Source organism: Pseudobythopirellula maris (assembly GCF_007859945.1).
GTDB lineage: Bacteria > Planctomycetota > Planctomycetia > Pirellulales > Lacipirellulaceae > Pseudobythopirellula > Pseudobythopirellula maris.
The window spans coordinates 714,796-739,393 of sequence record NZ_SJPQ01000003.1 but is presented as its reverse complement, the minus strand read 5'-3'; the positions used below and the strand labels follow the sequence as shown (position 1 = coordinate 739,393).

Here is a 24,598-nt window from a genome sequence, read left to right as displayed (position 1 = left end):
CGTGGTTCACTTAGCTAGGAGCAGACCAATCGCCGTCCCGCCCGTTGAGACCGACAAGCTGATTGCCGAGCTCAACGCGCTCGCCGCGATCAGCGATTGTCCCGAGCCGCCGCCGGCGGTGACGAGGGTGGTGTTCTCCGAGACCGATCTGCGGGCTCGCGACTACCTGAGGTCGCTCTACGAGGCGGCGGGCCTCGAGGTGCGCGTCGACCCGATCGGCAACACGTTCGCCCGTTGGCCGGGCGCCGATCCCGCGGCGCCAGCCGTCGGGACCGGTTCGCACTGCGACGCGATCCCTCACGCCGGCATGTACGACGGCACGGTCGGTGTGCTGGGCGGCCTGGAGGCGGTCCGCGCGCTCAAACGGGCGGGTTTCACGCCGCGACGCTCGATTGACGTGATCATGTTCACCTCGGAAGAGCCGACCCGTTTCGGCGTGGGCTGTACTGGCAGCCGTGCGATGAGCGGCGCCATGGCGCCCACCGATCTGGCCCGGCTGACGGACGAGACGGGGGACGATTACGACACGGTTCGCCAGCGGGCCGGCTTTGCGGGCGATCTCGCCGGCGTCGCCCTGCCAGCGGGCGCCTACCACGCCTTCGTTGAGCTGCACATCGAGCAGGGACCCGAGCTCGAAGCGGCCAATTTGCCGATCGGCGTGGTGATGGCGATCGCCGCCCCGGCGCAGGCCGAATTCGTGGTCACCGGCGAGGGTGGCCACGCCGGCGCCGTGCTGATGCCGCGCCGCCGCGACGCCCTGTCGGCCGCCGTGGAGATGATCGCCGCCGTCGAACGCCTGGCCCTCAGCAGCAAGAGCCCCGACCTCGTGGCCACGGTCGGCAGGCTGGCGGTCCACCCCGGAGCGGTGAATTCGATCCCGAGCCGTGTCGGCTTCTCGCTAGACCTGCGAGACATCGACGGCGCCAACCGCGACGCCGTGCTCGCCGCGATCGAAGAGGAGACCGATGCGATCGCCAGCCGTCGCGTCGTGAAGGTGGAGCGACGCGTGCTCAACGCCGACCCGCCCGCCGCGTGCGCCGAAAAGATCGTCGACGCCGTCCGCCGCTCGGCCGAGTCGCTCGGCCTCGGCTATCAGCAGATGATCAGCCGGGCGTACCACGACTCGCTGTTCATGGCCCGCGTGGCGCCGATGGGCATGATCTTTATTCCTTGCCGAGGCGGCGTGTCGCACCGGCCGGATGAGTACAGCTCGCCCGAGGCGATACGCGCCGGCGTGGAGACGCTGGCGCTCACCCTCGCAGAGCTTGCGAGCTAGAATTTTTTGCTCCCCTCCCCCTGGTGGGGAGGGGAGCTACGCCTCACTCCCGCGCGAGCGTCGCGCTGATGTAGCCGAATGGCTCGTCGGTAACAACGAACACCTCGTTGTCATTCGCCGTCCCCTCCGGGACTAGCTTGGCCAGCAAGTGGTGCTTGTTGGGCATCGTCAGCGTGATCTCGGCGACCGCCGGCGCCGCGTCGAGCGCGGCGGCGGCCATCAGGTGCAGCGTCTCTTGCACGCTGCGGCTGTAATGGTCGACGAATCGTGCGAGCATCGTGTCGACGACCGTCTTGCGGACCGTGGCGAAGTCGGCGTCGGCCGACGCCAGCCGCCACTCGGCCGTCATCTCGGTCGCCAAGATGCGGTCCTCGGTGTCGGGCAGTGTGCGGAAATCGTCGCGGTGGAAGTCGACGAATCCGCTTTCCGTCGTCTTGGCGATCATCAGCTTTTCAACGCCCGAAGTGACCACCGGTTCGGCGCCGCGCGTGAGCACCACCTCGGCGGTCGGCTCGACCGAGTCGCGAGCGACGAAGGCGTGGGGGCTGTCGGCGAGCCGCTCCCAAACGTGCTCGGTGAGCCGCACGCGGCAGCGGCTGACGTGTTCGTAGCGACCAATAAAGTGCCGAGCTACCGTGAGGCCGAACGATTCGATCGTCTCTAGTGGATCGTCTTTGGCGAGGGCGTAGACGGTGTTCTTGCAGGTGTCCGTGGCGACGACCGAGCGATTGTCGCCGTTGGTGAAGGCGGCGTCGAAGTCGCCCTCGAGCTCCACGTCGACGGCCGCCTCGACAAACTCGTGCCGTTCGGTGTTGGGCGCCCCCTGACGCGGGCGGCGGATCTTGCTGACTCGCACGCGGTGCTTGCCGTAGCTGTTGTGGGAAAGCCGGCTCGGCATGTCGCCCTCGCTTGTTCGTGATACGCTGTGACAGGTCGCACCCCCCAAGATACCGAGCCGCCCCGCCGATGACAGCCGCCCCCGCCACCGCCGACAGCCCGCGAGAGTTCGCTCTGCGGAGCCGGCGAGTCGTCACGCCCGACGGCGAGCGAGCCGCCACGGTGCGGGTGCGCGACGGCCGAATCGCCGCGATCGAGGCTTACGACTCGCCCGACGACAGCGCCGAGGACCTCGGTGGCATGGCCTTGCTGCCGGGGCTCGTTGACCCACACGTCCACCTCAACGAGCCGGGCCGCACCGACTGGGAAGGCTTTTCCCACGGCACGGCGGCGGCCGCCGCGGGGGGCGTGACCACGCTGGTCGACATGCCGCTGAACAGCTCGCCCGTGACGACGACAGTCGAGGCGCTCGCCGCCAAACGCGACGCGGCCCAAGGCAAGCTGTCGGTCGACGTGGCGTTCCACGCCGGCCTCGTGCCGGGCGGCGCCGACCGCCTGCCGGCGTTGCTCGACGCCGGCGCCGTTGGCGTGAAGGCGTTCCTGTGCCACAGCGGCATCGATGAGTTCCCCGCCGCCACGGAGGAAGACCTCCGCGCCGCGGCGCGGATGCTCGCCGAACGCGGCGCGCCGCTCTTGGCGCACGCCGAGCTCACCGGTCCGACGCCCGCGATGGCGGACCCGCGTCGCTACGCCGACTATCTCGCCACCCGGCCGCCGGAGTTTGAACGCGACGCGATCGAACTGCTCATCAAATTATGTCGCGAGACCGGCTGCCGCACGCACGTGGTCCATCTGGCCGACGCAGCCTGCCTGCCGCTGCTGGCCGCCGCCCGCGCCGAGGGGCTGCCGCTCTCGGTCGAGACCTGCCCGCACTACCTCACGTTCTCGGCCGAGGAGATCCCCGACGGCGCGACGGCCTTCAAGTGCGCCCCGCCGATCCGATCGGCCGCCAATCGCGAGGGGCTCTGGCGAGGCCTCGCCGAGGGGGTGATCGACTTTGTCGCGACCGACCACTCGCCGAGCCCCCCGGAACTGAAGCACTTGGAAGACGGCCGCTTTGATTTAGCGTGGGGCGGGGTGAGTTCGTTGCAGCTCGCGCTGCCGGCGGTGTGGACCGAGGCGTCGAAGCGTGGGCACAGCATGGCCGACGTCGCCCGCTGGATGGCGACAAGCCCCGCCAAACTGGTCGGCCTGCCGGCGGGGATCGTGGCGGGCGCGCCGGCGAACTTAGTGGCGTTCGACCCCGAAGCCACATTCACCGTTGTCGGCGCTGAGCTGAAGAGCCGCCACCCGGTCACTCCCTACGAGGGCCGCGAGCTGCGTGGCGTGGTGAGACGCGTTTACCTGCGCGGCAAGAAGCCCACCCCCGGCAGAGGACGCGTCCTGTGAATCCCGTCCACTACAACCAGCTAGCGGACCACCTCAACAAGCTCGGCGAAGCCGATGCGCGTGAAACGCTACGCGGGTGCTGCGGGGCCGAGGGGTGGATCGACCGCGTCCTGCAGACGCGGCCGTTCGCCGACGGCGCCGCACTCGACACGGCCGTTGAGCGTGCGTTTGCCGCGCTCACACGCGACGACTGGCTCGGGGCGTTCGCCTGCCACCCGAAGATCGGCGACCTCGGTTCGCTGCGGATGAAATACGCCGGCAACAAGCAGTGGTCCGCCGGCGAACAGGCGGGCGTGGCGGAGGCCGACGAGCGGGTGATCCAACGCCTGGCGGCCGGCAACGCCGAGTACGAGAATCGCTTCGGCTGGATATTTATTGTTTGCGCCAGCGGCAAGTCGGCCGCGGAGATGCTCGGATTGCTCGAATCGCGACTCGGCAACGAGCCCGAGATCGAGCTGCCGATCGCGGCCGCCGAACAGAAAAAAATCACCCGACTCCGACTCGAGAAAATGGGTCTCGAGGACAAGAGCATCGAAAAGCCCGCCGCCGAATAGTCGGCATCGCACTGAAGGAGACGCTATGAGCCCGATCACCACCCACGTGCTCGACACGGCCCGCGGCCGGCCGGCCGGAGGGATCATCGTCGAGCTGCACCGCTGCGACTCGTTGGGAGCTGCCCACCAAGAGATAGGCCAGGGCGTGACGAACGCCGACGGCCGGGTGGCCGACCTGCTGGCCGAAGGCGAACCGGAGCCGGGCGTCTACCGTCTCGTTTTCCACACCGCCGACTACTACGCCGTTATGGGAGAGCGGTCGTTCTACCCCCGTGTGGAGATCTGCTTCGAGGTCGCCCCCCGCGGCGGTCACTACCATGTGCCGCTGTTGCTCTCGCCGTTCGGCTACTCGACCTACCGCGGCAGCTAGAGCGGTATTCGAATTGGTGTGGACGAGCGGGGAAGCGATTGTCGGCGTGGCGAGGAAGCCGAAGCAGGCAATGCGGTGCATTGTCGATGCAGGCTGACGAAGCCATGACGCCGATCGCGAGCCGAGCGTCTACACCAATGAGCAAACCGCTCTAGTGCGAATCGCACAGATGCGTAGCGTGTGTGGCGGTGTGATTCGGCGTCGACAAGGCGAAAACAACGCTACGGCTATCAGTAGTGCGATCGAAGGCCGCCGGGTCCTCCACATTACCGCGCCGCCGGCTTTGGGATCGAAGCATCATCCTACGATCGGGCCCCAATTCGCCCCCCGGCGATTTGCCGCCGCCTCGGGCCGTGGCTACCGTAAAGAGAGTGGCGGGCGTTCCGCCCCCCGTGCTACAGACTTAAGTCGTGGCGTGGGAATCGGTCTCTCGGAAGGGGCTTTCGTAGCGTATGGCGGGCGAGTGGCATTATCGAGTGAAGGGCAAGGTGCATGGGCCGATCAACTCGGCCCAGCTGCGCGCGAGTGTCGAACGCGGCAAGATCACTCCTAACACGCCAGTGCAACGCAGCGACAACGGGGCGGCCTCGGACTGGGCCGTCGCGGGCTTACTGCCGGGACTATTTCCCGCAAACGTGCGGCCGACCGAGATGGCCTGCCGCTGGTGCGGACGCTGGCTCGTGTCGGGTCATTGTACGACGTGCGAGCCGGACGCCGCTAAGCCGTCCTCCGCCGCGTCGCAAAGTCCGGGGGCTCAGGTCGACGCCAATGCGTTGAGGTTCGACCTAGCGAACGCCGAGCCCAGCGAGGCGCCGCCGGTCTTTGTAGAGCCGCCCCCTCCGCCGCCAGCCGCGGCCGAGTTGCCCGCCGAACCAGTTCCCTCGGCTGGAGCCCCCCCAGCTGCGGCGCCCCCGGTCCACTCAGCGCGTCACAGCGATCGACGCAACTACGCAGCGCTCAAGCTTTCGATCGCGCTGGCGACCGTGCTCGGCTACCTCGTGGCGGCGGCGAGCGGCGTGGTGCTTGTCGCACTCACGGTGCTAGCCATTCTCGGCAAGACACCGGTCGACGTTAGTTTTGTCGGCGGCGTCGGCGTGGCGTTAGCCGGCATGCTCAACGGCGTGGCGGTGGTCGCCGCGGCGCAGTTGGTGCAGGTGGTGATCGACATCGAGTCGAACACACGTCGCGCAATCCACCGAGGCGAATAAATTCCCTTCGCCCGGGGCTTTCGTCCGGCACAGTAGTAGTCCGGGTCCCGCTAAAGACTATCGATGCCCTGCAGGCTGATTGAAGGGTGCCCGTTAGCTCTGCGGACTGAGCCGTCTGTTGACTGCGTTGGCCGAGGCCTTCGGCTTGGGGCTATTGAACGACTCGGCCGCGTAGCGGACGCCGCGAAGGAACTTCTGCTGCTCAAAGTAGTCCTGCCAGTCGACCATCTCGTTCTCGCTGCGGGCCTCGACTCCCAGGCGTAGGTCGTCCTGCCAGCGGTCAACCAACGTGCCGATCGCTTCGAGGTAAAGGCCGTCTTTATGAGGGCCGGTCTTGGCGAGCTGCTGCATGAAACGGTCGATCTTCTCGACGTCCTTGCCGTCCGAGAGCGTTTGCGGCCACTTGATCTGGCCCGAGGCGGGATCGAATTGGTCGAAGTCCAAGGCGTAGGCCGGCACGAGCACCTCCTGCTCACGCTTGGCCATGAGCTTCTTGCCCTGCTCGTTGCGGAGACGCTTGAGTTCGCGCTCTTGTTCCTTGTAGCGGTCCTGCAAGTAACGCAGCTGCTGCAAGGTCTCGGTCTGGGTGAGACGGTTCTTCATTGCCAGCTCGCGAGCCTGCTCCCACAAGATGGCGGCCTGGGCGTCTTGCAGCTCCTTGTTCGCCAAGGCCTGCAGCACCGCCGCCACGCCGTAAGCGTCGCCCTGGGCGGCGGTCGACGCGTGGTGCTGCCACGCCATCGGCGGCGAATTGGGAAACGTCGATTGCTGTGGCGGTTGGGCCGAAGCCGTGGCCGCAGTGAAGCTGGCTGCTGTGAATAAAGCCAGCAGAGCGGCCGCAGCGAGTGAGCGAATGTGTGAGATGGTCATGGCGGATGACTTTCCTGTTTCTAGGCCCCTCATCCTGGGCGGACGACCTGTGGGGGGTCGTGATCCAAAATAGGGCTTAGCCAATTTGGCTAGCCGCGAGACGGGCCGTCGGGGGCCCCTCACGCCCGTACTGTAAAAGTGTCGCATGCCGTGCGCACTCCTATCATAACTATTCGACCAAAGCGGGGCGATTTTTTCCAACGTCGCAGGGTGACGTTTTTTTGACTCTTTGACTATTTCGCCCCTCATGGATCTGTACGGCTCGCCCCGGGGCGTGTTTCCGTATTCGTCTCCTGACGGGAAAATACCCGAAATATTCACAACTTCTCGTTGAAATAGCTCTCTCTCGCCGCTTCATCAAGTCAATCAGGAGGCGCCGTCGTTAACCGACCACCGACTGCGGAATCGCCTTCGAGCGGCTTCAGGCCACGCCGGCCAGCTCGACCGCCCGGGCCACCCGCTCGATGCCGAGCACAAACGCCGTGGTCCGCAGGCTCAAACCTTGCTTTTTGGAGCGTTCCCAAACGTCGTCGAACGCCTGGGTCAGGAGTCGGTCGAGCTCGCCACGAACGCGGTCGAGGCTCCACTGGTAGAACTGCCGGTTCTGGGCCCACTCGAAGTAGCTGGCTGTCACACCGCCTGAGTTGGCCAGGATGTCGGGCAAAATGACCACGCCCCGCTGGCTGAGGATATCGTCGGCGGCCGGCGTGATCGGGGCGTTGGCCGCCTCGATAATGACCGGCGCCTCGATCGCCGTGGCGTTCGCCTCGGTGATCACCCCGCCAATCGCCGCCGGGATGAGCACGTCGACCGGCAACTCCAGCAGGTCTTCGTTAGCAATCTTCTCAACACCCTCGAGGCCATCGAGCAGCCCCTTGTTGTTGCGTGCGTGGCGCACGGCTTGCATGACGTCGATGCCTTGCTCGCGGTAGTAGCCGCCGGTGTGGTCGCTGATCGCCACGACCCGGCAATCCGCCTCGGAGAGAAACTTGGCGGCGTGCGAGCCGACATTGCCGAAGCCTTGGATCGCCAGACTCACTTGCGAAGGCTTGCGGCCCAGTCGGCCGAGGGTTTTGAGCGTCAGTACGCCAACGCCGCGTCCCGTCGCCTCTTCGCGGCCCGGCAGGCCGTACAGTTCGACCGGCTTGCCGGTCACGACGCCCGGGTTGAAGCCGTGGTACTTGCCGTATTGGTTCATGATCCAGGCCATCTCCTCGTGCCCCGTTCCCATGTCGGGGGCCGGGATGTCCGAGTCGGGGCCGATCACCTTGTGGATGGCGTCGACGAACTTGCGGGTGATGTGCTCCCGCTCGTTGCGGCTGAGCGAGCGGGCGTCGACCGTCACGCCCCCCTTCGCCCCGCCGTAGGGGATGTTCACCACGGCGGTCTTCCAGGTCATCAGCGACGCCAGCGCGCGGACCTCGTCCAGGTCGACGTGCGGGTGGTAGCGCAACCCCCCTTTCATCGGTCCGCGGGCGCCGTTGTGCTGCACCCGGTGGCCGATGAGCGTTTCGAGCGTGCCATCGTCGCGGCGCACGGGAATCTGCACGGTGACCTCGCGCTCGGGCGTGATGAGCAGCGTGCGCATCGCGTCGTCGAGCCCCAGCTCGTCGGCCGCGCGGTGGAAGTAGAGCTGGACCGCTTCGAAGGCTTGCATGTGGAAGAGGGGTGAGGAGTCGGGTTTCAGGGATCAGAAGGGGCCAATCGCCGACAACTCACCGGTCGTCGGGCAAGAGAAACGGCATGCTAGGCCCCCCTGGGGCGGCGAACAAGCTCGTTCGCGTGGCGGAAGAGTTGATAGCCAATCGAGAAAAGAGGTTCTAAACTCTACGTCATGCCTATCCCGGAAGCCGCCGATCCCGCCAGACGATGCGGACAACCTAATCCGCTGGCCCTCGCCGCCGTTGAAAGCCGGCGGTTTGTGCTGATGAGGAAAATTTGTTGTGAGGCGATCCGTAGACTGCCGTCGGCGGCCGGGGGGTGTTGGTTCGCTGTTGGCTTTCTGGCCATCGGATGCGGGACGGGGCCGCCGCCCGCTCCCGCGCCGCCACCCGCCGCCGTCGAGCCCGCTCCTGTGGCGACGAGCCCGCCGCGCGACGGCCCTATCGCCGACGACGGCCGCACGTTGTGGGCCTCGCCCACCACGGGCGGGCCTATCAGGGCTGAGCCCCTGCTGCCCGGCTGCCAGATTGTGCTGTGGTTTCAGCCGCAGGCAATGAGCGAGAGCCCCGCCGGGCGGCGGATGCTCGACGCACTCGGGCCGGGCTTGCTCGGCTTTCTTGACGCACTCGTCGGCGAGCGCCGGCTCGATGAGGTTGAAACGCTTTTGGTCGGCGTAAGACCGGCCGACGCTTACGGCGAGTTCGAGGCGACGTCCCGCGCGACTTTCGCCGATGCGATCGAGCCCGAGCTGAACGCTTGGCCGCAACAGCGAGCTGAATCGCTACGCGCCGAGGCGGATAACGAGCCGCTGCTCGGCCGCGAATTGGAACGCCTTCTCATGGCGAGTGACCGCGATCGCTGCTTAACCCTGCTAGTCGAAGCCGGCTTTTTGCGCGGCGACGGCGCCGCGCTGCTCCGCGGTGAGCTCGCCCCGCTCGGCGACGCCCTCAACATGGAGATCGCTGACGACCTGCGCGCCGCCTCGCTCAGCCTGCACTTCGATGACCGCTTCTACTGGGAGCTGCGGCTCGTGGCGGGCGATCGGACCGAGTCGCAGGTGCGACGCGACACGGCCGAGCGCGTCGCCGCGGCGCCAGCCGAGATTGGCTCGCTGGTGGACAGTGGTGATTGGTCGCGTTACGCCCGCCCACTGGTCACACGGTTTCCGGCGATGGCCGAGACGGCCGCCCGCTACGCCCGGTTTGGCGTCGACGGCCGTGTGGCGGTCGCCAACGGCTACCTGCCTCCAGCAGCGGGCCATAACCTGCTGCTCGCCGCCCGAGTGGCCAGCGCCGAGCGGTCAGCCGCAGGGGCGGAATCGGCGGCTTCTCGGCCGGTGCTGAGCCTCGAGCAGAGGCTGGCGGGCCCGGTGCGCATGGCTGTTGAGCGAGAACCACTCGAATCGGCTCTGCGGGTTCTAGCGGATGCGGTCGACGCCCCCGTCCTGATCGTCGGTCGTGACCTACAATTAAAAGGCGTGACGCGCAACCAGTCGGTCACGCTCCGCGCCGATGGCCTGCCGGCCGAGGCGGTGCTGGTCGAGTTGCTTCGCATGGCGAACCCCGACCCGCTGGCCGCCGGCCCCGCTGATCCTCGTCAACAATTGGTCCATTTGCTCCGCGACGGAGCGATCGTCATCACTACCCGCGACGCGGCGCGCGAGCGCGGCGAGCCGCTGCCCGCCGTCTATCGAGCGGCTCCCTAGCAGTCCGCCCATCCGGCTTGTTGGCCACGCCCGCCCCGTTGGAATAAACTCGAAGAACGCCCACCGACTGGAACAGGGAAGCAACCCCCGACGTGACACCCTTCCGAGTTCAATGCGAAACGTGCCAGGCGACCCTGCGGGTGACGAACCCGGAGTTCGTCGGACAGGTCCACGCCTGCCCCCGTTGCGGCGGCATGGTGCTGATCGCCGAGCAGGGCGCCACGCCGGCCGCCGGGCCTTCACCGCCTCAGGGCGGATCGTCTGCGATTGATTCCCCAGCCACCTCGGATGCTTCTCAAGCAGCTTCGGCGTCGGCGGCGAGCATCTTCGCCGCCGGTGGGTTGGCGGGAGACGCCATGGCCGAGACCCCGGCCAGCGAATCGCCGGCAACGGAATCTTCAGTTGCCGATTCACTAACAACCGGCGTGGCGGCTGACACAGCACAGACCGCCGTGGGGCCGGCCATGCCGCCCCCGTCGTCTAGCTCGCACAAAGCTCAGCTTGCAGAGCGAGAGTTGATTCGCGAGACGCGCGGCGAAGCGAGCCTGCCTCCCGAGACGCCGTCGGGCGCTTCGATCGACTCCCCCGACTTTGATCCGAGCGAGGCATACCAACCGGACGTCGGGCTGGGTGATCCGACCGCGCCGGCCGTTTCGTCCGTTGAGACCTCGAGCCGGTGGCTCGCCATCGGCGTCGGCGCCGGAGGGGCGACAATGCTCGTGGCGGGCGTGCTGGCCACGCTCGCGTTGCGTGGCGGCGACTCAGAAGCGTCGGCTCCTGATGAGCCGGCGCCCGTGACGGTCACCACAATGAAGCCCGCAATCGAGTCGCCCGAGACCGAGTCAATCACTACGGAGTCGTCCGCCAACGACGCCCTAGCGACCTCGTCCGAGACAGCCGAAGAAGTAGTCGTTAAACGCGTCGAGGCATCACTCGACGCGAGCAACGCCCTGCCGCCGGTCGAGATCCCGGCGGCCGAAGTCACGCGTGGCGAGAGCCTCGTTGGTGAGCCGATCAAAGCGGTCGTGTCGCCTCGTGTCGTCTCGCTGCCACGCGAATCGGATCCGCCAGCGGCCGCTACGCGAACGGCGCCCTCTGCGGCTCCTGTCCCTTTTGACCCGCTGGCGCACGACCCGGCTGAGCTCGACCTGGTGCTTCGCCGCGGTCCGACGTCCGCCCCGCCGGCCGAGAAGAAGCCTGATAACGAATCGCCCTCCGGCGAGAAGCTCGGACCCGGACTCGACCGCATTTTCGCCGTCCGCCGCCTCGATGAGGGGCTCGTGGAGCGGGCCGACTTGAACCGCGCCGTGGTGCGTCGCGGCGCCACGGGCCCGCCGGCGGTCCGCCTGTCGGCCGAGCGTCTGATGTCGATCGTGACGCCCGAAATCGAGCTCGGCGAAACCCCGCTTTGGGAGATGGCCGAGTTCTATACCGAGCTCAGCGCCGCGCCGATCACGATCGATCCCGCCGCCCTGCGTCGGGCCGGCGTCGACGCTAAGCGTCTGGTGAAAACCGAAGGGACCGAAGCGACGCTCGGCGACACGCTTGGCGAGGCGTTGCGTCAGGCGCGGCTCGGCTTTGAGCTGCGTGGGCCTCACGTGATGGTCAGCCGTCTGGGCTCCACTGAGCGGAGCCAGACCGAGCACGACCTGAGCGACCTCTTGTCGCCCGAGGGTGCTTCGCTCGACGAGTTGGTGGAGAGGATCGCTCTGGCCGAGGCCCCCGCCTCGGCCCACGTGCAGGTGACGGACGGCAGCGTCGCGATCGACGCTCCCCGCCGAACGCACTACGACCTGCTGGTGTTTTGCGAGCGGCTGCGGCTGGCCCGTGGGCTGCCGATGACGAGCCGCTACCCGCGCAAGCTGCTGCGGGTCGAGCCCACGCTCGCGTCGCTCACCGCAACGCTCGACCGTCGCACGACGTTCACGTTTATCGCCGACACGCGGCTCCTGGAAGTGGTGCAGCATTGGCGCCGCGCGGCCGGCCTCGTTATCTTGGTGGACTGGGCCTCGCTCGGCGACGCCAGCTTCTGGCCCGAGACGACAATCGCTTGCGCGGTCGAAAACAAGCCGTGGTCGGTAGCTCTCGACGCGGTGCTCGGCCCCTTAGGTTTGGCCTGGACCGTCGTCGATGGCGAGACGATCCTGATCACCACACGCGAGACCGCCCAGGCGGCCGAGACGATCGAGTTTTACCCGCTGCCGACCCTCGCACGCACGACCGGCGAGGCGTTCGCCGCCGACCTAGCCGAGGCCGAGCCGAACGCCACCGTGGTGTACGACGGCGCCAGCCGCTCGGCGATCGTCCGCGCCAATACGGCGACGCACCGCCGCGTGTTCGCCCGCTACGCCTCGCTCCGCGGCGGCGAGTGAACGCTGGCGTCCCCCTTCCGACGAGCGTAGCTCGTCGGCTGCGAGGGAATCTTCGTGTCTCCACAAGCTGCTTCGGTGGTAGCCGACGACCTACGGTCGTCGGAGGCCTTACGAGGAAGATCACGCACTACTTAAAGCGTGCGATCGACCGCCGCCGCCACACGGCGGCACTCCGCCATCACCTTCTCGAAGGCCTCGCAGGTGAGCGACTGGTAGCCGTCGCTCTTGGCGTTCTCCGGGTCGGGGTGGACTTCGACGATCAAGCCATCGGCGCCCGCGGCGATCGCCGCTCGGCACATCGCCGGCACCAGACTCGTGTGGCCCGTGCCGTGGCTCGGGTCGATCACCACCGGCAAATGGGTCTTCTCCTGCAGGTAAGGAACCGTGGCCAGCGGCAGCGTGAAGCGGGTGTGCGACTCGAACGTGCGCACGCCGCGCTCGCAGAGCATCACCTTGCTGTTGCCCCCGTCGAGGATGTACTCGGCGGCGAGCAGCATCTCGTCGAGCGTGGCGCTCGCGCCGCGCTTGAGCAGCACGGCGCGGTGGCTACGGCCGCACGCCTCGAGCAGGCGGTAGTTTTGCATGTTGCGGGCGCCGATCTGTAGCACGTCGGCGTACTCGCCAACCAGGTCGACGTCTTCGGGCGCCACGACCTCGGTGACGATGGCCAGACCGGTCTCTTCGCGGGCGGCGGCGAGCAGTTTGAGGCCCTCCGTCTTCATGCCCTGGAAGCTGTAGGGGCTCGTGCGCGGCTTGTACGCGCCTCCCCTTAAGGCCGTGGCGCCGGCCGCCTTGACCGCCCGGGCGGCGGTCATCAGCTGCTCTTCACTCTCCACGCCGCACGGCCCGGCGATCATACCGATCTGATTGCCGCCGACCGACAGCGACCCCGCTTCAACGACGCTGGTCGTTGAGTGCGCCTCGCGGCTGGCCAGCTTGTAAGGCGCCAAGACGCTCATCACTTCGTCGACCCCCGGCGCGCTCTCGAGCGACCGCACGCCCTCGACGCGCTCGTCGCCGATCGCGGCGATCACGGTCCGCTCGGCGCCGCGGAGCACGTTCGCCTTGAGGCCTAGTTTTTCGACCTGCTGGGCGGCGTGGTCGATGTTGTCGTCGGTAGCGCTACGCTTCATCACGATGATCATGGGGGGACTGCCTGTCGGGTTGGGTCTTGTAGAATTGAGTTGTGAAGTTGGCTTGCTTTCGTCCCCTCACCCGTCGGAGGAGGGAGACAAAAAAAGCCCCGGTCGCCGTTTGGCGCCCGGGGCTTGAAGTCGTGTCGTTTCGCTGAGCGTGCTCTCGCGTTACGCATTTCCTCCGGCCCCGGGGCCCGTAAAGAACCCGGCAAAATAGAACCAGAAGTAGCGCGAGGTGTTGCTCATACTCTTCAGTATCGGCAGGGCCGCCTGAGAAGGCAAGCATCTTGGAGCACGAAAGAAAAAGAATCACCGCCAGCAGCTATTCTGTGGCCGGCGGCGTCTGCATGCGGTCATCGCTCAGCGCCTCGGCCAAGCCTGGCACGCCCTCGGCGCCGGTGGGGACGTAGAGCTTCGAACCCTCGAAATCATCGCCGATCGCTTCGTAGCGGCCGCCCAGGTGCTCGGCCAGGAACGCCTCGGCCACGGCGCTAAAACTCATGCTGTTCTCCGGGCGACGGAAGCCGTGGCCCTCGTCGGGGTAGAGGGCGTAGGTGACGGGGATCCCCTTTTCTTCCATCGCCGCGACGATCTGGTCCGCCTCGACCTGCTTGACGCGCGGGTCGTTGGCGCCCTGGGCGATCAAGAGCGGCCGCTGGATCTGGTCGACCTTCTCCAGCGGCGACTTCTCCAAGAGCGCCGCCCTGCCCTCTTCGGTCGAGACGTCGCCGACGCGCACCTTCATCACCGGCATGAACGGCGCCCAGTAGGGCGGGATGTTTTGCATCAGCGTCACGAGGCTCGACGGGCCGACGATGTCCACCCCACAGGCGAAGACTTCGGGCGTGTAGGTGAGGCCCACCAGTGTGGCGTAGCCGCCGTAGCTGCCGCCGTAGATGGCGATCTGGTCGCGTGAGGCAATCCCCTCCGATACGGCCCACTCGACGCTGTCCAAAAGATCGTCGTGCATCTTGCCCGACCACTCGCCGTTCGCCGCGTTGGTGAAGTTCTTGCCGAAGCCCGTGGAGCCGCGGTAATTGACCGAGAGCACGGCGTAGCCGCGGTTGGCGAGCCACTGGTGCGTTCCGTTGAAACCCCAGCCGTCGCGGGCCCAGGGGCCGCCGTGCACGTCGAGCACCATGGGGACCGGCTCGTCCGGTCGGCCGTCGCCATCCGGGTCGCTGCCGGGCGGCAGCGTCAGGTAGCTGACGAGTTTGAGGCCGTCGCGGCTCTCGATCACCGGCGTGTGCATCTTGGCCAACTGGTACTGGTCGAGGTCGTCGCGGTTGGCGAACAGGAACGTCATACGGCCGTCCCCTTGCGCCTCGCGGTCGTACTTGTAGTAGTCGATCGGGCCGGCGTCCTGGATGTAGGCCACGACCCATGTCTTGTCGTCGAGCGTGCGGGTGACGACCTGGAACTCGCCGTCGGCGAAGCCTTGCAAGAACTCGATGTCGGGGCGGATCGACTCGTCGAGGATCTTCCACTCACGACGGCTGTAAGTGAACGACACCGCCTCGAGGGTCTTCTCGGTCGGGTGGGCCATGGCGCCGCTGAGGTCGGCCCGCGGGTCTTCGGCAAGCAGCTCAGACTCCCCTGTGTTCAGGTCGAGCGCGAAGAGGCCGGACGTGTCGCGGTCTCGGCTGTCGAGGTAGTAGAAGACCTCGCCGGTCTTGTCGAAGCCGGCCGGGCTGCTGTTCATCGCGTCGACCGACGAGAACTCCTGGAAGGTTTCCCAATCCTCGTAGCCTTTCTCGCCCGGCTCGCCGGTGGGCCTCAGCCACACCTGCCCGCCGGTCGGGGTGAAGTTCACCGCGTAACGAACTTTCAAATCATCGTCGGTCACGAAGCCGGCAAAGCCGGGGTTCTCTTGCACCAGCTCACGCTCGCCGCTGGAGATGCTCACTCGGTAAACATCGTGCAGACGCTCGTCGCGATCGTTGAACCCGATCAGCAGCGTGTCGGGCTGACGCTCGGAGGCGCCTTGCAACTCACCGCGGACGCCGTCGACCGGCGTCAAGTCTTTCGTCTCCTTGGTCTCAACGTTCGTGGCGTAGACGTGCCAGTTCTCGTCGCCGTCTTTGTCTTGTGAGTAGATGATGTGCTTCGCGTCGTACGCCCAGCTGTGTCCGCGGATGCCGCGCACTTTGTCTTCGGTCACCGGCTCGGCCGCTTCGGGCTTGTCGGCGGGGGCGACCCACACGTTCATCACCTCGGCGCCGTTCTCCTGCTCGACCGGCGCCAAGTAGCTGAGCCACTTGCCATCGGGGCTCAAACGGCCCTGGGCCTTTTGCGGATTGCCAAACAGCACCGAGCGGGGGATGAGCTTCACGTCGGACATGGCGATGGCGGCTGCGCCGGGATCCTTGGCTGGGGGGGCTACGGCGGAGGACGCCGGCGCCTCCTCGGCGGCTTGGGTCGAGGCGGCCGGTGCAGCAGCCGGTGCGGCGGTTTCCGTTTCCACACTTTCGCTGCTGCAGCCCGCGAAAAGCGAGAGGAATAGAACGAAGGCGGCGAGTTCCGTGAGGGTCCAAGCGGCGTGGCGGGCGGCCGATCGGGCCCCCCCGCGGCGCGAAGCCGAGGCTGATTTCTTCATCGAATTTTCATCCCTGCTAGTGGTTCAAGAAGTGGCGCGTCGTGGGCGCCCTCATGCGTATCGTCCCTGAGAGCCGTGCTTACGAAGGAGGCTCACCCGCTTGGGGTAAGGGCTCGCCGCGGCTCGATCCACGAGTATATGCCCCGGGCGACCCGGGGGCCTCCCCCCTGCGTCGCCCTCCCGTACGGACCGGGTAGGAGCTTGGTTCCGGGGCGGTCTTGCCGGTTTTCTCCGCTCAAGCACGCTGTTTTTAGGCAGTCAGCTTGAGTCGGATTGCCATGGAGACTGTAAGGTCTGGGTACAATAAGGCGGAGAGGCGCCAGGCTCGGGTTGCGCTCACATTCTTTTCAGACGACGGAACAGCTCTTTTCTCTCCCTATGCCACGCACTACCGCAGCCAAATCCCGGAGGCGCTTCGCCTTCGAACCGCTTGAAGCACGTTGCCTGCTAGCCGGAACGGCGGTCGGCGACGCCCAGTTCGTTCTCTACGATCAGGCGGCCATCGGAACACTCGCGACCGAGTTCTCCCGCGGCGTCGAAACGGTCGACGCTGTCGGCGTTGCGGTGGCGGCGGACGAGCCCCGCTTCGGCCCCGCGCTCACGTACGCCAACGAACTCGAATGGCGATCGAGCGGTGTGGGTCTGGGCGTCACGGGCTTGGCGAGCGTGATAGGGTCTGGGTGGGATCACGATGGTCAGACACCCCTGGCCGTGGCGAACGTGCACAGCGTGTCACGAGTCAAAATCTACCGAGGTGAGTCTTTTGAGTTGGTGGGTGAGTTCAGCTACGAATCGTTGGGGGCTTCGCTGCCCGATGGCATCGATGCTCGCTACGTTCCACGCGCAGCGGTAGTCCACCACGGATTGATTGTTATTGCCTTGGAGAGGAGCGAATTCGTCGACGGCGCGTACCGTCCGGTAGGCATGGCTTTTGTCTACTCACAGGATTACGGGGCGTCGCTCAATCTAGTCGATCAGGTAGGCGGTGGCGTTGTTGTGCCGCCGCTCGCCGACGGGGTGGCCACAGACGTGGTGCGTGGGCAGGTTTGGTCTTTCTCTAACCCCTTCCCGGTTGATAGCTACGAGGACACCGAGGCGGCTTGGTTCCCTTGGGCCGACTACCTGCGTGGGTACGACTCGCCACTTGGCGGGCAGGTGGGCTTGTTCCGCGCCGACCGCTCGGCAGAAACGGGCGAATGGGTCGTGTCACCCAACCGAGTGGTCTACGAGGATTGGACCGAGGGGCCAAACGTCAACTGGCACGCGCACACGGCGGCCATCACCACCGGCGGAGTGATCTCGCATTGGGGCGATACCGATGAGATCAACCATACGATCTTCCATGCCTTGGACCTCGAGAATTACCAGACTTCGAGCATCGTGAGTGAGGTGGTTTACGGCGGGGCAGACGCGAACCAAGTTGTGGCGAAGGGGGCTCCCCAGCCTGTTTCAGCTGCGCCCGCTCCGTCGCACGGCGAGCACTTAGCCGCCGGCGATCTGACCCAAGAATTGGTCATGCGATTTGGCGCGCTCGAGACGGCAGAAGAGTTCTTCAGCATCGAGGGGCTGATCACGAGGCCAGGGCGTCGCCCCTTGGGAACGAAGTACAGGGCCGAGGCGCCGCTGCACTTGCATTGGCAGCAAGGCGTTGGCTACGTGCTGGGGAAAAGCTATTTCTCTCCCGACGGCTCGACTTGGACTAAGGTCAATGCCGCCGCCAGCGGCAAAGAATTTATCTGGCTGTATGGCGACCGCATCATTTCCCCTAGTGGGGACAACGAGTTTTTATTCGCCGACCTCCCCGAAATCGAAACAATCCGGCCGATGCAGTTGGCTTCGGGGGGGAAGAACGAACTCGCCCCGGCCCTCGAAATGCAAACCGCCCCAGGAACGGGCAACAGTTTAAGGCAGGTGGAGTACAGCGACTCGCTTTGGCGTTATACGGACGATGGTGCTGCGCTGGATGTGCAAGCCCCCGCCCCGCCGTTCTTGAGCGCGGCCCCGGTATACGAGGTCACACTCGGCGAACAAAGCAATGCTTTAGGGGCCTGGTGGCTAACGCCCTCAGGCCAGCCGCTGGATGGCTCCGAGCGTTACGTGCTTGAGCAGTGGGTCGCGAATCTAGGTGACCAGACGGCCAGCTTAATGGCGTCTGTTGGCGTGCCGGGGTACGGAGGACAAAGCTACAACGGGGAGGTCGGCTACCAAGTCGCCACCACGCTTGATTGGACGCCCTTGGGGGTATCGGGCGGCACTCCGTCGGGCGAGGACGGCCGCTTTGCGACTAGGCTTTTTACCTTCGACCCCAACCCCGGCGCGCGGTACTTGGTGGCGACGCCGTATTTCGGCGTCTCACCCGACACGACTTACCCGCTGGCTCCGCAAGCTACCGGTGCGAACGAGGCGGCTGCGATTACGGGCCTCAGCCTGAGCGACGAGTTGTCGTTTGGGTTGATGGTGCAACTGCCCGAACACGCGGTGCAAAAATACAACGGCCAGATGCCGATCGCCTCGTTTACCGGCGAAGGCGGTGATCGGGTCGATATCTCTTATGAGTACCGAAGATATTCTACAGGGAACAGCAACAACGCCACCGTCGATGTCGAAGTTTACGACGACGGCGAGTTAGTGTTCAGCTACGAAACAACCGGGGAGTTCCTCCGCGGCGACGTGATGGAGATCGTCTTTAGTGCGAATGGCTATCGTGCGCAAGTCGCTTCTCGGATCAATTCGACAGACGTCGATCAAGACATCGTCTACACCGAGCTCGATCTTCAATTGAACGAGTTCAAGTGGTCGTCGGCCGATGGCCAAACAGTGTCGTCGATCAATCCGATACTCGCCGTTTTCGATGACGCAATGTGGAGCGATGCACAGCAGCTCGACTGGCTCGCGTCGGGCCTGACCGACAAGGCGCTCTTCCAGTCTCACGCCGGCGCCGGCGACTACAACCGCGATGGAGTCGTCGACGGGGCCGACTACAATGTGTGGCTCGATAGCATGCCCGAAGCCGTGCCCGGCACGCCGGGCGACGCCAACCTTGACGGCCTTGTCGACGACGCCGACGCGACGCTTTGGGCCGACTCGTACGGCCAAGCCGGCGCCGGTCTGGCTGCCGATTTCAACAGCGATGGCCGCGTCGACGGCGCGGACTTCACCATCTGGGCCGACGCCGCCAAGCCGCTGCTCCCCTGGACTGGCGCCGACGGCAATGGCGACCGCAGGGTCGATCTGGCTGATCACCAAGTGTGGGTGGATAACTACGGCCACAGTTACGCAACGATCGAATCGCTCCGTGCGGCCGCGTCTACCATTTCCCCGGCCACGGTTGAGTCGTCGGCAATCGTCCCCTTCCAAACTGGCCCCGCTACTACTGATGAGGACTCGCCTGTATCACCCACAGCGAGGTCGGCGATCGAGACAGAGGCTGCTGCCGTCGTATCGCTAGCGACCAGAGAACGGGGGGCAGCAGTGACACAATCTGTCACGCCCTCGTTCATCGCTGAGGCGTCAGACGCTCAATCCCTGCTCTTGTTAGAGGCAGCCGTGGCCGCTTCCACTGCTGCCTACGGGGTTGAATCGTTGGAGAGCGATTTCCTGTCGTCGGAGCCGCCCGGCGAGCCTGACGATCTGCTACCCTGGACGGTCGACGAGGCCATGGTGGGCTGGCTCCGGGCCGTGTGACCCCGGTCGGGCATTGGAGGCGTTTCGCCCCCCTAATAGCGTCGCCTTGTGAGCCGCGCCGACGACCACAGCTCGCCCCCGACCGAGTGGCCGCGTCAGCGCGTCGCCCCATGGTCCCCTGCGCTGCTCGAGCAGCGCCGTCGGGCGGCGACGCCGTTCGGCGAGCCGATCGTCCTCGTTGCGTTGGCCGCGGTGGTCGGTGCGGCGGCCGACCGCTGGGCCCCGATGGGCGTCCTTGCTTTTGTAGCCGCGATGGCGGTGTGGTGGGGTTGGCTCGCGTTGTGGCGACGAGGACGATGCTGGGCCTCGGGCGTCACGCTCTTGCTCTGCATCGCGCTGGCGGGCGCCGCCTGGGCCCACACGCAATGGCGTTTCTTTGCTGAAGACGAGCTGGCGCGTTGGGCCAGACCGGCGTCGTCGCCGGTCTGCCTTGAAGCGCGACTCGTCTCGCCGGCCGAGCACTCGCCGGCGCCGCCCACCACCGCGCTGCGGGCGATTCCCGCTGGCGAACGGACCCGACTCGCCCTGCAGGTCGTGCGGCTTCGCGATGGGGTGCGATGGCGGCCCGTGAGCGGCGCCGCGGTGCTTACCGTCAACGGAGTTTGGAGCGAAGGCGAGCCTGGTGACCTCGTGCGAGTCTACGGCCAACTCGATCGAGTGCGACAGGCGGCCAACCCGAAGCAGCACGACTGGGCCAAGAGCGAGCGGGGGGAGCGACGGCTCTGTCGCCTGCGTTGTGAGGCGCCCGAGTGCGTCGCCGTGATCGACGGCGGCGGAGCGTGGCGTACGCCTGCCGATTGGCCTGGCTCGTTGCGTACGGCGATGGGTCGTGTGTTCGACGAGCGGCTCTCCGGAGCCAACTCCGCGCTCGCGCGAGCGATGCTGCTGGGAGACCGCAACGCGGTGGGTGAGGAGCAACGTGATGCGTTCCGCCGGACCGGTTCGCTCCACGTGTTGGTGGTCTCGGGGTTGCACGTGGGGCTGATCGCCGCCGGGTTGCTGTTCGCCGTGAGGGCCGGCCTGGCGCCCCGTTGGGCGGGCGTGGTGGGAGTGATGGCGATCGTGGCGGCGTACGCGGCGTTCACGGGAGGCCGGCCCCCTGCCCTCCGCGCTGCCGCTCTGGTCGAGGTCGCCTGTGTCGCGGCTCTGGTGGGTCGGCTGCCGACCGGTCCCGCGTCGCTAGCCGTGGCGGCGCTTGCGGTGCTCGTTGGCAAGCCGGCCGCGTTGTTCGAGCCGGGCGCTCAACTCAGCTTCCTTGCCGCCGCTACGCTCATCGGTTTCGGAACGGTGGTTGCTCATCGCGAACGACGCCCCAAGTCACCGATCAGGCGACTCGTCGAATCGACCCGCTCGCCGGGCGAAAGGTTGCTCCGCGGCGCCGGCCGATGGGCCGGAACGCTGCTCCTGGCGACATGTGTCGTGTGGGTCGTCTCGGCGCCGCTGTTGGCCCACACCTTCCACCTGCTCTCGCCGGTTGCCCTGCCGCTGAGCCTGGTGGTCTTCCCGATGACCGCCGTGTCGGTTTCCACCGGATTGGTCACCGCCTTGCTTGGGGGCCTTGGGCTGGGCTCGGTGAGGATGGGTTGGCTGGTGAGTATTCCGGCGTGGTTGTGCGACTACGCCCTCGGCGTCTTACGCGTGGCGGTGGAGGCGGGCGCCGCGACGCCGGGGAGCAGCTTCTACACGGTTGGGTTGGGATTCACGGCGACCGTCGCGTGGTATGCCTTGCTGGCGTTGGCGGTCGCCGCTTGGCGTCGGCCGTGGGGGCCTAACCTCACGGCGCGGGCGGCCTTGGCGTGGGTCGCACTGGTCTTTGCGCCATCGCTCATCGCCGCCCTGGGTCCTGCAGGGGATCTGCGTTGCACGTTCGTGGCGGTCGGCCACGGCGCCGCGACACTCGTGGAGACCCCCGGCGGCGGCGCCCTGCTCTGCGACGCCGGTTCGCTCGGCTCGCCGGAAGCAACGGCTCGCACGATCGCCGGGGTGTTATGGTCGCGGGGCGTCACGCGGCTCGATGGCGTCGTGCTCTCGCACGCCGATGTCGACCATTACAACGCTCTGCCGGCGCTGCTCGAGCGTTTCGAAGTTGGCGCCGTCTATGTCTCGCCGATGATGTTCGAAGACGCCGTCGAAGCGCGACGCGGCGCCGGGCTGCGGGAGCTGCGCGTCGCGATCGAACGCCACGGCGTGTCGCTGCACGAGCTCCAGTTCGGTGACCGGCTGCGATTCGGCGACACCGAAGGCGGGGCGACGGTTGTCGAGGTGCTGCACCCCGACCGGCTGGGGGTGTTCGGGCCGGACAACGCCAACAGCTTGGTGCTCGGAGTCGAGCACGCCGGCCGCCGTGTGCTGCTGCCCGGCGATTTGGAGGGCGAAGGGCTTGAGAGGCTCTTGAGCCTGGAGCCGTACGCCTGCGACGTGCTTTTGGCGCCGCACCACGGAAGCCCCCACAGCGACCCGCCTGGTTTGGCCGAATGGTGCCGCCCCAAGGCGGTCGTGATCAGCAGCGGTGAACGATCGGCCGCCGACGCGGGGGCAAGCTACGCCATGCGGGGGGCTAGCGTGTGGCGAACGCTCGACCGTGGGGCTGTTTTCGCTGAACTCGGCCGCTCTGGGGTCCGTATCGAGAGCTTCCACCCTGCCCCTACGCCATGACCCACCTGGGCGGCGTTGGCTGTGCGGACTGCCGACGGCGATGCGTCTGGGGTAGCGGTGTTTTTAAGTCGCTAGTAAGTTGAGGGACATGCGCACACCTTGTTGAGAGCTTGTCTCACAGGTTGTGCGGTTGACCGCCGTTGGCGGCGAGTCGCCTCGCCCTTGACAACTTTGCTTGCAAACCCCGACGGTAAGGGGGCTCTGACTCGCCACGACTTGGCGTTTTGGCCCGCGTGTTGGCGCCGCTAGTAGGCAGAGTGCAACCAAGCGAACCCAACAGACGCCCAAGAACACTCCAGTTTTCTCTAAGGCCGTAGCAGGCAAGCTCTCCCATGCAACGCGACCCAGCGTTGCTCCCCTGCCTAGCAAAAGGTCTTCTTTCCCGCGGCGCCCAACGGCATTCCCGCTCTCCCCACGGAACGAGACTCCCCGCGATGTCGATTGACGCCACGCCCCAATCCGATCCGCTGACGACCGACGCCGGTCCCGCGACCCTGACGACACCGGCTCCAACGCGGCCGCCCCGCGGAGGCGCCAAGCCGGCCCCCAAGTCGCGTCGCCGCACGGCGATGGACACCCCCATGCCGCCCGCCAACTCGTGGGCCATGTGGCGTCGCGGGCTCGACTGGCCCACCGTGATCTGGATTGGCATGGTCCATGTCTTTGCGATCGCCGCACCGTTTTACTTCAGCTGGCAGGGCTTGGCGGTCTGCGCCATCTTGTCGGTGATGACCGGTTCGCTGGGCGTTTGCATGGGTTACCACAGGCTGCTCACGCACAAGAGCTTCCAAACCTACAAGCCGATCCGCTGGCTACTGGCCTTCGTGGGCGGCTTGTCGGGCGAGGGCTCGGCTCTGACCTGGGTGGCCAACCACCGCAAGCACCACGCCTTCAGCGACAAAGAGGGCGATCCCCACTCGCCGCGCGACGGCAAGTGGTGGAGCCATATGACGTGGTTCATGCCCAATCTCGGCCAGAAGTGGCACAAAGAATTGCTCAACCGTTACGCGGCTGACCTGATGAAGGACCGCATGATGGTGCTGCTCCACAAGATGTTCCTGCCCTCGCACATCGTGCTCGGGCTGGCCTTGTACGCCGTGGGCTACTGGGGCCAGTGGATGGGACTCGATGGCGGCTGGCGTTCGGGCCTCTCCATGCTGCTGTGGGGCACCGGCGTGCGGATGGTTTACGTGCTGCACGTCACGTGGATGGTCAACTCGGCCACCCACCTGTGGGGCTATCGTAACTACGAGACCTCGGACGACAGCAAGAACCTCTGGTGGGTCGGTTTGCTGGCGTTCGGCGAGGGGTGGCACAACAACCACCACGCCTTCCAGCGGGTCGCGAGCCAGGGGCACCGCTGGTGGGAGATCGACTTCACTTACTGGGTGATCCTGGCGATGGAGAAAACCGGCCTTGCCTGGAACGTCGTGCGGCTTCGTGACATCCCCAAGGGCGCCAGGCCCGCCTGATTTGCCCAGGGTACGGCGATTCGAGGCTATTTCTGGCGAAAAGAGGCCCTTGCATCCCATTGCAATGCCCACAGGCGCCGGTATACTGCGGGGCTTACAGTAGCGTACCGGAAACTAACGTTAGGTTTTGTGTTCGCCAGCCGTCCGGCAAAGCCCCCTGTTGGGGCTGTTGGGGCTCGCGACCGAAGGAGCAGGCGACACCCACCCCGCGTAGATCGGGGCCCCAAAAACCCAACCAAGGATTGTTGGTCGGTTGCTTCCCCCACCCTCTCGGAGTGCCGAGACCCAACGGGAAGAACGCCCGTCTGACAGGGGAAGCACCAGGGAATCAACTAGCCGAGCGCCCGGCAGGATACGACACAGACACGCGGGAAACGGATCTAAAGATGCCATTGAAGACTGAGCAGACAGAACAGCTGGTTCAAGAATTTGGGCGTGAGGCTACCGACACCGGTTCGCCCGAGGTCCAGATCGCGCTGCTCACCAGCCGCATCATCGAGATGACCGAGCACATGAAGGTCCACAGCAAGGACCACTCCAGCCGCCGCGGATTGCTGCGGATGGTGAGCCGGCGTCGCCGGTTGCTCGACTATGTCAAGGGAAAGAACCCGCAGCTCTACATCGACCTGCTGAAGCGATTGGGCATCCGCAAGTAACCCTTGCACCGCCCTTGCGGTCGGCGCCGGTTTCATCCGGCTTCGCCCCCACACGGCCAACCCAAAGAGCCCACCCAGGTGGTCCGCAGCGGCGTC

The 24,598-nt window shown here is 66.3% G+C and carries 17 protein-coding genes; 11 read left to right on the top strand and 6 right to left on the bottom strand.

Annotated features, from left to right (window positions below; genetic code table 11):
* Window position 1 precedes the first annotated feature (1 nt).
* On the top strand, window positions 2-1,276 hold the full coding sequence (locus Mal64_RS15705; RefSeq protein ID WP_197525809.1) for a M20 family metallo-hydrolase: 1,275 nt from the start codon (window positions 2-4) through the stop codon (window positions 1,274-1,276).
* Window positions 1,277-1,319: 43 nt separating this feature from the next.
* Here the strand turns inward: Mal64_RS15705 and pucL are convergent, their stop codons facing one another.
* Window positions 1,320-2,174 carry a factor-independent urate hydroxylase gene (pucL, locus tag Mal64_RS15700; RefSeq protein WP_146401952.1) on the bottom strand — a complete coding sequence of 285 codons (855 nt, stop codon included), beginning with the start codon at window positions 2,172-2,174 and terminating at the stop codon, window positions 1,320-1,322.
* Window positions 2,175-2,242: 68 nt separating this feature from the next.
* Here pucL and allB point away from each other — a divergent pair, with 68 nt between their 5' ends.
* From allB to Mal64_RS15680, 4 genes are all read left to right on the top strand, one after another.
* Window positions 2,243-3,562, top strand: coding sequence for an allantoinase AllB (allB, locus tag Mal64_RS15695; RefSeq protein WP_146401950.1), 1,320 nt, complete (start codon window positions 2,243-2,245; stop codon window positions 3,560-3,562).
* On the top strand, window positions 3,559-4,116 hold the full coding sequence (gene uraD / locus Mal64_RS15690) for a 2-oxo-4-hydroxy-4-carboxy-5-ureidoimidazoline decarboxylase (RefSeq protein ID WP_146401948.1): 558 nt from the start codon (window positions 3,559-3,561) through the stop codon (window positions 4,114-4,116). Before allB ends, uraD begins: the two co-directional genes overlap by 4 nt.
* 25 nt (window positions 4,117-4,141) lie before the next feature.
* Window positions 4,142-4,486: a hydroxyisourate hydrolase gene (gene uraH / locus Mal64_RS15685; RefSeq protein WP_146401946.1), complete on the top strand. Its 345-nt coding sequence runs from the start codon at window positions 4,142-4,144 to the stop codon at window positions 4,484-4,486.
* Between the two features lie 452 nt (window positions 4,487-4,938).
* Entirely contained in the window at window positions 4,939-5,694 is a 756-nt protein-coding gene (locus Mal64_RS15680) for a DUF4339 domain-containing protein (protein WP_146401944.1), read from the top strand.
* Between the two features lie 93 nt (window positions 5,695-5,787).
* Here the strand turns inward: Mal64_RS15680 and Mal64_RS15675 are convergent, their stop codons facing one another.
* Both Mal64_RS15675 and Mal64_RS15670 read right to left on the bottom strand, forming a co-directional pair.
* Window positions 5,788-6,564, bottom strand: a complete 777-nt coding sequence (locus Mal64_RS15675; RefSeq protein ID WP_146401942.1) for a hypothetical protein — start codon at window positions 6,562-6,564, stop codon at window positions 5,788-5,790.
* 421 nt (window positions 6,565-6,985) lie between these two features.
* Window positions 6,986-8,221, bottom strand: a complete 1,236-nt coding sequence (locus Mal64_RS15670; RefSeq protein ID WP_146401941.1) for a Glu/Leu/Phe/Val family dehydrogenase — start codon at window positions 8,219-8,221, stop codon at window positions 6,986-6,988.
* A gap of 417 nt (window positions 8,222-8,638) precedes the next feature.
* On the opposite strand from Mal64_RS15670, the gene Mal64_RS15665 reads away from it, so the two are divergent.
* Together Mal64_RS15665 and Mal64_RS15660 are read left to right on the top strand one after the other, a co-directional pair.
* On the top strand, window positions 8,639-9,931 hold the full coding sequence (locus tag Mal64_RS15665; protein WP_146401939.1) for a hypothetical protein: 1,293 nt from the start codon (window positions 8,639-8,641) through the stop codon (window positions 9,929-9,931).
* A 92-nt stretch (window positions 9,932-10,023) separates the two neighbouring features.
* Window positions 10,024-12,303, top strand: coding sequence for a hypothetical protein (locus Mal64_RS15660; RefSeq protein WP_146401937.1), 2,280 nt, complete (start codon window positions 10,024-10,026; stop codon window positions 12,301-12,303).
* Between the two features lie 131 nt (window positions 12,304-12,434).
* Here the strand turns inward: Mal64_RS15660 and aroF are convergent, their stop codons facing one another.
* From aroF to Mal64_RS15645, 3 genes are all read right to left on the bottom strand, one after another.
* Window positions 12,435-13,436 (bottom strand): 3-deoxy-7-phosphoheptulonate synthase, encoded by a 1,002-nt coding sequence (gene aroF, locus Mal64_RS15655; RefSeq protein WP_231993790.1) that lies wholly within the window; start codon window positions 13,434-13,436, stop codon window positions 12,435-12,437.
* 325 nt (window positions 13,437-13,761) lie between these two features.
* Window positions 13,762-16,035 (bottom strand): S9 family peptidase, encoded by a 2,274-nt coding sequence (locus Mal64_RS15650; protein WP_146401933.1) that lies wholly within the window; start codon window positions 16,033-16,035, stop codon window positions 13,762-13,764.
* Window positions 16,036-16,482: 447 nt separating this feature from the next.
* A complete protein-coding gene (locus Mal64_RS15645) occupies window positions 16,483-16,725 on the bottom strand; it encodes a hypothetical protein (RefSeq protein WP_146401931.1) in 243 nt (80 codons plus the stop codon).
* A 21-nt stretch (window positions 16,726-16,746) separates the two neighbouring features.
* Here Mal64_RS15645 and Mal64_RS15640 point away from each other — a divergent pair, with 21 nt between their 5' ends.
* The 4 genes from Mal64_RS15640 (at window position 16,747) to rpsO (ending at window position 24,502) form a co-directional block, all read left to right on the top strand.
* Window positions 16,747-19,719, top strand: a complete 2,973-nt coding sequence (locus tag Mal64_RS15640) for a hypothetical protein (protein ID WP_146401929.1) — start codon at window positions 16,747-16,749, stop codon at window positions 19,717-19,719.
* Between the two features lie 48 nt (window positions 19,720-19,767).
* Window positions 19,768-22,374, top strand: a complete 2,607-nt coding sequence (locus tag Mal64_RS15635) for a ComEC/Rec2 family competence protein (protein ID WP_146401927.1) — start codon at window positions 19,768-19,770, stop codon at window positions 22,372-22,374.
* A 434-nt stretch (window positions 22,375-22,808) separates the two neighbouring features.
* Window positions 22,809-23,846 (top strand): acyl-CoA desaturase, encoded by a 1,038-nt coding sequence (locus tag Mal64_RS15630; RefSeq protein ID WP_197525808.1) that lies wholly within the window; start codon window positions 22,809-22,811, stop codon window positions 23,844-23,846.
* Window positions 23,847-24,232: 386 nt separating this feature from the next.
* Window positions 24,233-24,502: a 30S ribosomal protein S15 gene (rpsO, locus tag Mal64_RS15625; protein WP_146401922.1), complete on the top strand. Its 270-nt coding sequence runs from the start codon at window positions 24,233-24,235 to the stop codon at window positions 24,500-24,502.
* Window positions 24,503-24,598 lie beyond the last annotated feature (96 nt).